This window comes from Verrucomicrobiota bacterium, from assembly GCA_038744685.1.
Lineage (GTDB): Bacteria > Verrucomicrobiota > Verrucomicrobiia > Opitutales > Puniceicoccaceae > Puniceicoccus.
On sequence record JBCDMB010000034.1, the window covers coordinates 22,123 to 29,458 of the forward strand.

At 50.3% G+C, this 7,336-nt stretch carries 7 protein-coding genes; 3 read left to right on the forward strand and 4 right to left on the reverse strand.

Going from position 1 to position 7,336, the window contains the following annotated elements:
* Positions 1 to 185: 185 nt before the first annotated feature.
* Positions 186 to 767 carry a TetR/AcrR family transcriptional regulator gene (locus AAGJ81_14355; GenBank protein MEM0967325.1) on the reverse strand — a complete coding sequence of 194 codons (582 nt, stop codon included), beginning with the start codon at positions 765 to 767 and terminating at the stop codon, positions 186 to 188.
* 73 nt (positions 768 to 840) lie between these two features.
* Here AAGJ81_14355 and AAGJ81_14360 point away from each other — a divergent pair, with 73 nt between their 5' ends.
* Entirely contained in the window at positions 841 to 1,743 is a 903-nt protein-coding gene (locus AAGJ81_14360) for a haloalkane dehalogenase (GenBank protein ID MEM0967326.1), read from the forward strand.
* 30 nt (positions 1,744 to 1,773) lie between these two features.
* Complete coding sequence (locus tag AAGJ81_14365) at positions 1,774 to 2,340, forward strand: NAD(P)H-dependent oxidoreductase (protein MEM0967327.1); 567 nt, start codon at positions 1,774 to 1,776, stop codon at positions 2,338 to 2,340.
* Between the two features lie 94 nt (positions 2,341 to 2,434).
* On the opposite strand, the gene AAGJ81_14370 is transcribed toward AAGJ81_14365, so the two are convergent.
* Positions 2,435 to 3,178, reverse strand: coding sequence for an alpha/beta hydrolase (locus tag AAGJ81_14370; protein ID MEM0967328.1), 744 nt, complete (start codon positions 3,176 to 3,178; stop codon positions 2,435 to 2,437).
* A 136-nt stretch (positions 3,179 to 3,314) separates the two neighbouring features.
* Complete coding sequence (locus AAGJ81_14375; protein ID MEM0967329.1) at positions 3,315 to 4,862, reverse strand: AbgT family transporter; 1,548 nt, start codon at positions 4,860 to 4,862, stop codon at positions 3,315 to 3,317.
* Positions 4,863 to 4,981: 119 nt separating this feature from the next.
* On the opposite strand from AAGJ81_14375, the gene AAGJ81_14380 reads away from it, so the two are divergent.
* Positions 4,982 to 5,500, forward strand: coding sequence for an ester cyclase (locus AAGJ81_14380; protein MEM0967330.1), 519 nt, complete (start codon positions 4,982 to 4,984; stop codon positions 5,498 to 5,500).
* A 16-nt stretch (positions 5,501 to 5,516) separates the two neighbouring features.
* On the opposite strand, the gene AAGJ81_14385 is transcribed toward AAGJ81_14380, so the two are convergent.
* Positions 5,517 to 6,728 carry a carbohydrate porin gene (locus AAGJ81_14385; GenBank protein MEM0967331.1) on the reverse strand — a complete coding sequence of 404 codons (1,212 nt, stop codon included), beginning with the start codon at positions 6,726 to 6,728 and terminating at the stop codon, positions 5,517 to 5,519.
* Positions 6,729 to 7,336: the final 608 nt, after the last annotated feature.

Here is a 7,336-nt window from a genome sequence, read left to right on the forward strand (position 1 = left end):
GTCTTTCTCACCAGTATTTTCCTTTCTTAGCCCGAAAATCATGTCACTAAGGTCGACTAGTTCAAAAAGGACTTTTGCAACCGCTCCGAAAAGGTCTTGGACGACAACAGTGCAGTTGATCTTGCTATTTTGCACTTACCCCCTGGGATCAGGCAGCGTTCGACGTAGTTTCGGGGTAAAGTAGCTTAGTCAACCAAGGTCATAGAAAGCTCCGTGAGTAGATCAACAACCTGATCTTTACGGACCTCAATCGCATTATGTGTGATCGAGTAGCCCTCAAAATAGGGTAGCAAAAGTGTGACGATCTTAGAACTTCCTTCGGGCGAGGAAGTAATCTCGAGAAACAGAGCCTCCATTTCCTTCCGGCTCACGCAGTAGTAGTCCATGAGCTGAAAGCTGATTTCTGGATCGCGAGTAGCCAAAGCCCAGAGTTCACGAAAGATGCGGCACATGTCCGTGAGATCATCTAAATGATCAAAAATAGATCCGATGAGATGACGAAGACGTGTCGAAAGATCAGACTCTGGACCAATCGGAACATAGCCCCGAAGTATCTCACTGCATTCGCTGAAGTAGTGCTCTGCAAGTCCACCAAAAAGTGCCGACTTGTTTTTGTAGTGGTATTGAAGATTCCCCAAACTCATCTGGGCATGAGTCGCGACCTTGCGAAGGGTTAGGCCCTCGGTTCCCTGGGTTTTAAGGACTTCGAGCGCGGATCTGATGATCTGTTGCTTGGTTTCCATCTCTTCGAGGCTATAGATCAACATACTTGACAGATTAGGTCAATAGACCTAAATCTAATCTATAGGTCAAATGACCTATGCGAACCTATTAGAGTCCATGAGAAAACTACGCACACCTGACGAGCGGTTTGAGGGGTTACCGGACTACTCCTTCGAACCACATTACATCGACCGACTTCAAGGCTACGAAAATCTTCGTGCCCACTACATTGACGAAGGAAGTCCGAATTCAGAAGAGATCTTCCTTTGTCTTCATGGGGAGCCGAGTTGGAGTTATCTCTATCGGAAAATGATCCCGATCTTCACCTCTGCCGGTGCACGAGTGATCGCTCCCGACTTACTGGGATTCGGCCGATCGGATAAACCGACTGAGGAAGATGTCTATACGTTCGGTTTTCATCGGAACTTCTTGCTCCGGTTTATTGAGGAGCTCGATTTGAAGGACATTACATTGGTTTGTCAGGACTGGGGTGGCGTTCTCGGACTCACTTTGCCTCAGGAAATGCCCGAGAAATTTAAACGATTGTTGATCATGAACACGGGTATTATGACCGGCGAGGTAAATGAGGCTTTTCATGAGTGGAAGGACTTTATCGAAAGTGATGAGGACACACCAATTTTTGAAGTATTTAAACGTCACGCTCCCGGTATAAGCGACGCAGAGGCCTTAGCTTACGAAGCACCATTCCCTGACAAATCCTACAAAGCCGGGGTCAGAAAGTTCCCGTCGCTAGTCGCAAGTCAACCCGACTTTCCCGGAGTGAACACCTCTCTCAAAGCGATTCAGTTTTGGAGTGAACGCTGGGAAGGGGAAAGTTTCATGGCCATAGGCATGCGTGATAAAATGCTTGGTCCTGAGGTCATGTTACAGATGAGAGATTTAATCAAAGGGTGTCCAAATCCGATGGAAATTCCGGAAGCAGATCATTTTGTCCAAGAGAGAGGTGAACCGGTGGCGCGAGCCGCCCTGAAGCACTTTGGATTCCGGTCACCGGAATGAACTCTCAATAGAAAGGTACTAATGAAAATCATGAACATAGTCTTCCATCCCGATCTGCCGGGATCACGGGTCAACCGGATCTGGAAGGAACAACTAGAGGCGTCTGGAAAGATCACCACGAGTCGGGATATGTATGGTGAATATCCGGATTTTAAGATCGATGTGAAACATGAACAAAAGCTTTTGGAGGAGCACGACAGAATCGTATTTCAGTTCCCGTTTTATTGGTATTCAAGTCCACCTCTCATGAAGAAGTGGCTAGATGATGTGCTGACCTACGGATTCGCCTACGGACGCAAAGGCAATCGCCTTCGAGGGAAAGACATGCAACTGATTCTCTCGGCCGGCGGACAGGGCAAGTACTACAACGGCTTTGATATCTATGCCACGATTTACGATTTGCTTCGACCGTTTCAACTAACGGCGAACCTCTGCCAAATGAACTACATGGTTCCCGTTTGGATGTATCAAGCGGACAGTGTCCCAGAAGAAACGATCCGCGAGTACGGACTCCAGTGGGCCGAGATGATTGACGATCCCGCAAGAAGCAATGGCAGGGCCTTTCTTGAAAGGGAACCTGACGAGACGATCGTCTAGAGATCGCCTCCCGACCCAAGAATGAGGCAATTGTCTCCCGTTACAAAGATGCTTCTTCGACGGGTGAAGAGAAAAAACCTGTCGTCTCCTCGGTTTATGACCCTTTTTGATGAGTTGGTTCTTTTGGGGAACGTAAATGCATCAAGACGTTAGCCAATTCTCGGGGATGACTGAGCATCACGTCGTGACCAGAGACGATTTCCTCGATAGGTACACCTAGTGCCCCAGCCCATTCTCTGCACATGGGTGCAGGGAAAACTCTATCTTCTGTACAAAGGATATATCTCATCGGTACATAACTGGACGTAGGATCTTCTCTCGCTGGTGCGAGGTAAACCGCAAAAGGTTGAGGAGTAAGCCGGTCATACAGGGATCGCGCCTCTTCCTCATGTAGATCGGAGAAAAAAAGTGAATACGCTTTATCGAAGTCCAACAAGAGAGAGTTATCCTCGGATAGCACTGCCATTTCAAAATAGCTTGGTCTTCGATCTTCGGGGATCAGATCGATGGTTCTCTGACTCTTTTGAAGAACGACTGCAGCCACATAAATAATCTCTTTGAGCTTCTTGCCGAGAGACGAGGCCAAATCAGGTAAAATCATACCGGCTATTGAATGGGCGACGACAACGACACGATTAGAATCGAGCTCAGAAATAAATCTACTCGCGGCTTCAACATAAGAGTCTTTGGTTACAGTCTCTCTCGGCGTAAAATCCTCTCCGTGGCCCGGCAAATCGAATGCGATACCACGGTGCCCAAGTTTCTCAAGCTCATCAATGACCTTCGACCAACACCAAGCTCCGTGAGAGCCACCATGTATGAGCACGAATTCTGTCATGATCAAGGTCGCGACGAAAAGAGATTCACAGCAACCTCCATAGTCCCAAACCTTCTTCGTATGGAGCCAAATTTTTCCAATAAACAGCTCCCTCCTGTCCTTTATTTAACACTAGCGTTGCCCCAACTCCGTCTCCTCAAAGCGATACGCCGGAGTTGTAGTGAATCGGCGCATCCGGCCCAATGGGGATACCCAGCGATACCCAGACCATCATCATAATGACCCAGAGAATCGTGAAACCAATGGAGTAAGGCAGCATCGCAGAGAAGAGAGTCCCCATTCCAGCATCGGGGACGTAGCGTTTTGCAAAACAGATGATCACAGGAAAATACGGCATCAGCGGTGTAATGATGTTCGTAGTCGAGTCACCCACCCGGTATGCGAGCTGTGCCAGCTCGGGAGAATAACCGAGCAACATGAGCATCGGCACAAAGACTGGGGCCATGACCGACCACTTGGCAGACGCACTACCGATGAAAAGGTTGATCACGGCCGCCATCAATACGAAGAGGACAACCAGCGGCCAACCGGTCAGACCAACCTTGTCGAGAACGTCAGCTCCTCCCACCGCGACCATTAGACCGAGGTTCGACCACTGGAAATAGGCAACAAACTGCGCCGCAAAAAACGCCAGCACGATATACCCTCCCATTGTTCCCAAGGAAGCAGACATCATTGAAACGGCATCCTTATCATTCCGAATGCTCCCGACCATCCAGCCATAAGTCAGGCCGACAGCGAGGAAGAGAATCATCATCAGCATAACGAGGCTGTCGAAAAATGGTTTCGCACCCTGTTCAGTCGTGCGGAAGAGTCCATTTTCCGGAATGAATAGGAGACCAATGATTGCAAGCAGCCCGAGAAAAACCACCGACGAGGTCAGAAGAGCCTTTTTCTCCCGGGGCGAAATCGAACGGTCGAGCGTCTCTCCAAATTCTTCCTCAAAGCCAAGTGGTGGCTTCCATTCTCCCAAACGCGGCTCGACGAAGCGATTATTGATAAACGTGCCAACGGCGGTCAGGAAGAAGGTCGAAGCGATCATGAAGTAGTAGTTCGCCGTGGGTCGCACGACGTAGTCGGGGTCAATGAGCTGAGCACTAACCGTTGAGAGACCCGAGAGCAGCGGATCCAGCGTCGTGAGGAGAAGGTTGGCACTGTAGCCCGCCGAAACTCCGGCAAACGCAGCGGCCAACCCGGCCAGCGGATGGCGCCCGACACTCGCAAAGAGCAACGCCCCCAAGGGCGTCAGGACAACATAGCCCGCATCCGCCGCTATACTGCTCATGATGCCTGCAAATACGACTGCGGCTGTCAACAGACTCCGCGGAAACGACAGAACAAGCAGACGCAGTCCTTGACTTACGAAACCTGATCGCTCCGCAACCCCCACACCAATCATGGTCACCAAAACCAATGCGAGTGGCGGAAAAGCCGCAAAGTTATCAATCGCCTCGGTGAGCATGCGACGCAAACCCTCGATCGTAAGAAGGTTGACTGCGGTAACTCTCTCCCCGTTGCTTGGGGTTGTAAGCGAAATCCCCAAAACGCTGACGAGTGCCGAAAGAAGAACTACCCCAGCCGCCAGCAAAGCAAAAAGCGTAACCGGATCCGGCAACCGATTCCCGACTCGCTCAACGAAGCTCAAGAATCGATCAGACAGCTTGGATGATCCTCTCTCAGACATTCATTTGCAAAAGGTTTGGTAAAAAATGATGTGGCGGCGTTGTCTCATTGTAATCCAGTCTATCTTCTGCCAAACAACATAGGGACTGACCGATAACGTAGATGAAAATTATTGATAAAATGAAGACTATACTCACAACCGCCACCGCACTTCTTGCCCTCTCTCTCGGGGCTTCCAAAGCTCTTGCACAATCGTCAACTTCGGATTCCGACACTATCGAAGCGCAAAAGGCCACTTCCCGCGCCTCTATTGAGTGGTGGAATAGTGACTACGAGGTAGATATTGGTCCACTATTCGCGGAGGGTTACATCAACTATCAGGAGCCTGTCGCAGCGAGCGATGACGAAAAAGGAGTAACCCTCGCCCAGTTGAAAGAGATCGTATCGAGCTACCAGACGGCTTTCCCCGGCACCGAAGTCACGATTCAAATGCAGATCGCCGCAGGCAATCGGGTAGCCACCCACTGGACCTACAAAGCAGTGCAGTCAGGCACCTATGAAGGTCTCGAGCCCACCAACAAGACAGTGACTTGGTCCGGAATCTCGATCGACGAGTACGATTCGGAAGGAAAGATCGCTAAGACGTGGGTAGTCTGGGACAAGTATACGATGTTTTCCGAGCTCGGTTTAATCAAGTAAACCGTCTTAAGCGCCCTCAAAGCGAAACGCTCAAGATAAACCCGACGGCCAAAGCATCATCGGCTGAAGCACCTTCAGGATCGATTATGTACTGAATGTCCGGTTGGAGGATTGCATTATCGGATAATTGAGCACTGTAGGTTAGCTCGAGGATCCACTGACTATCCTCCGTAGTCGGGTTGGCCGCACGATAATCGGAACCATAGGTTCCGACGTTAAAGGCGGCGCCCAGAACATCGTTTTCGCGCCCCGCTATCGGTCCAAACCAGTTCACGCCCGCGTCCATGTAAAACGGATTCACCAGGTATCTCTCGTCGTCGAGGTTGTAGCCAACCAGCACAAAAGCCCCTACTTCGTCGTTTCCCTTGTCGTCCTGTGCCAGACTTTGGTCCCACATAAAGTAGACGCTGTATAACTCCTCATCATTCACCGTGTCTCCCGTGCCTTGATCGGTAGCCACCCCATCAATTTGCATGAAAAAACCAGCGGTAAGGGACGCAGGCAACCCGCCCAGCGTCGGGGCGTAGTTTGCTTCCGAGAACCATGCGTATCCGGCAGTGCCTCCCAAGCGCCAGTCAAAGCCCCAGTTCGAGCCTTCATCCGGTCCCGCATCGTTCGTGTAGAACCCTGTTTGCAGACCCACCTCCTGAGAGACCTGGGCACTCGCAAAAACCCCTGGCGCCGCTACGGGAAATTCCGGAAACCCAGACAAATTACCAATTGTCGGAAGGACTCCGAAAGCAGAATTGACGAATAATCCCGCATAATTGGAGGCCATAAAGTCATCGTCGGCCAGCAACTGCCCGATCTTAAAAGTGTAGCGGTCCGAATCGAAATTCTGTTGGTAGTAAACTGAGTACACCCGGAACGTATCCGACGCCTGATTGTGATCCAAACCAAAGGCGCCTTCCAGACCGGTGAGCGGGATATCCGTCAAATTGCCTTCGTTCCACAAGAAACTCGCGTAGATCTGACCACCATCCCACCAACCTAGTTTTTCTGTATCTGCAGTAGCACCAAACTCGAGAAGGCTGTTGAAGCGCACCCCTCGAGTGATACCACCGGAAGTGTTTCCCCACAGGCTAAGATCGTAGTTCAAAAACGGATCAATTCCACTATCCTCACCGGACTTAACGACCGAGGACAGACTCTCGTCTTGAGCAAAAAGTGTCGCTCCAAAGAGTTGAAGGTGCAGTATCAGAGTCAGCGTTTGTACGTGTTTACTCATAGTTCACTTGGTTTGGTTCTGCGGAGCCCGGGTAATCCTTTGTCTCTTCCAAAATCCACACACACCTTCTCGCTGAATCATCAATAAGCCCCCAAACCCTCGGATTCTCATCGCAAATCCTAATTTGAGACTCGTTATCATCAAGCCAAACGATGGGCGTTGTTCCCGCCGTCGGCAAGTCTGGATTATTGCTTCTAGCTATCTGCTGGAAGCAATAGCATTCACTGGCTGAGTCGGCCTACGTTTATTCCGCTCGAACGGGCAAGTATCCAAGACAGAATCTACTCGAGAACGGCTCTAGTGTGGTGTCAGGAAATTAACCCGCAGATTAACATCCCCAACCATGGAGGGACGCCGTCTCGGTGTCCGCACCGCTTGGCAATCCAGATAATCGAACGGTCCGCGAGACGCGGACCCTCCAGCGACTCCTTCGGTGAAACAGCGAATTGGCTACTCAAAGATCTTTTTAGAAACGAACTTCGCTCACACCACACTAGGATAGGGTTTTCTAAAATGGATCGAACATGAGTAACCGCAGACCTTCGCAGGTCATTGGTCCGCCAATCGAATTGTGAAGTCCTGATTTCAAGTTGTCGTTTGATCGTTGG

Excerpts from the sequence above, each read along its gene's own strand:
- AAGJ81_14370 (MEM0967328.1), bottom strand. The coding sequence starts at position 3,178 with ATGACAGAATTCGTGCTCATACATGGTGGCTCTCACGGAGCTTGGTGT.
- AAGJ81_14375 (MEM0967329.1), bottom strand. The coding sequence starts at position 4,862 with ATGTCTGAGAGAGGATCATCCAAGCTGTCTGATCGATTCTTGAGCTTC.
- AAGJ81_14360 (MEM0967326.1), top strand. The coding sequence starts at position 841 with ATGAGAAAACTACGCACACCTGACGAGCGGTTTGAGGGGTTACCGGAC.
- AAGJ81_14355 (MEM0967325.1), bottom strand. The coding sequence starts at position 767 with ATGTTGATCTATAGCCTCGAAGAGATGGAAACCAAGCAACAGATCATC.
- AAGJ81_14385 (MEM0967331.1), bottom strand. The coding sequence starts at position 6,728 with ATGAGTAAACACGTACAAACGCTGACTCTGATACTGCACCTTCAACTC.
- AAGJ81_14380 (MEM0967330.1), top strand. The coding sequence starts at position 4,982 with ATGAAGACTATACTCACAACCGCCACCGCACTTCTTGCCCTCTCTCTC.
- AAGJ81_14365 (MEM0967327.1), top strand. The coding sequence starts at position 1,774 with ATGAACATAGTCTTCCATCCCGATCTGCCGGGATCACGGGTCAACCGG.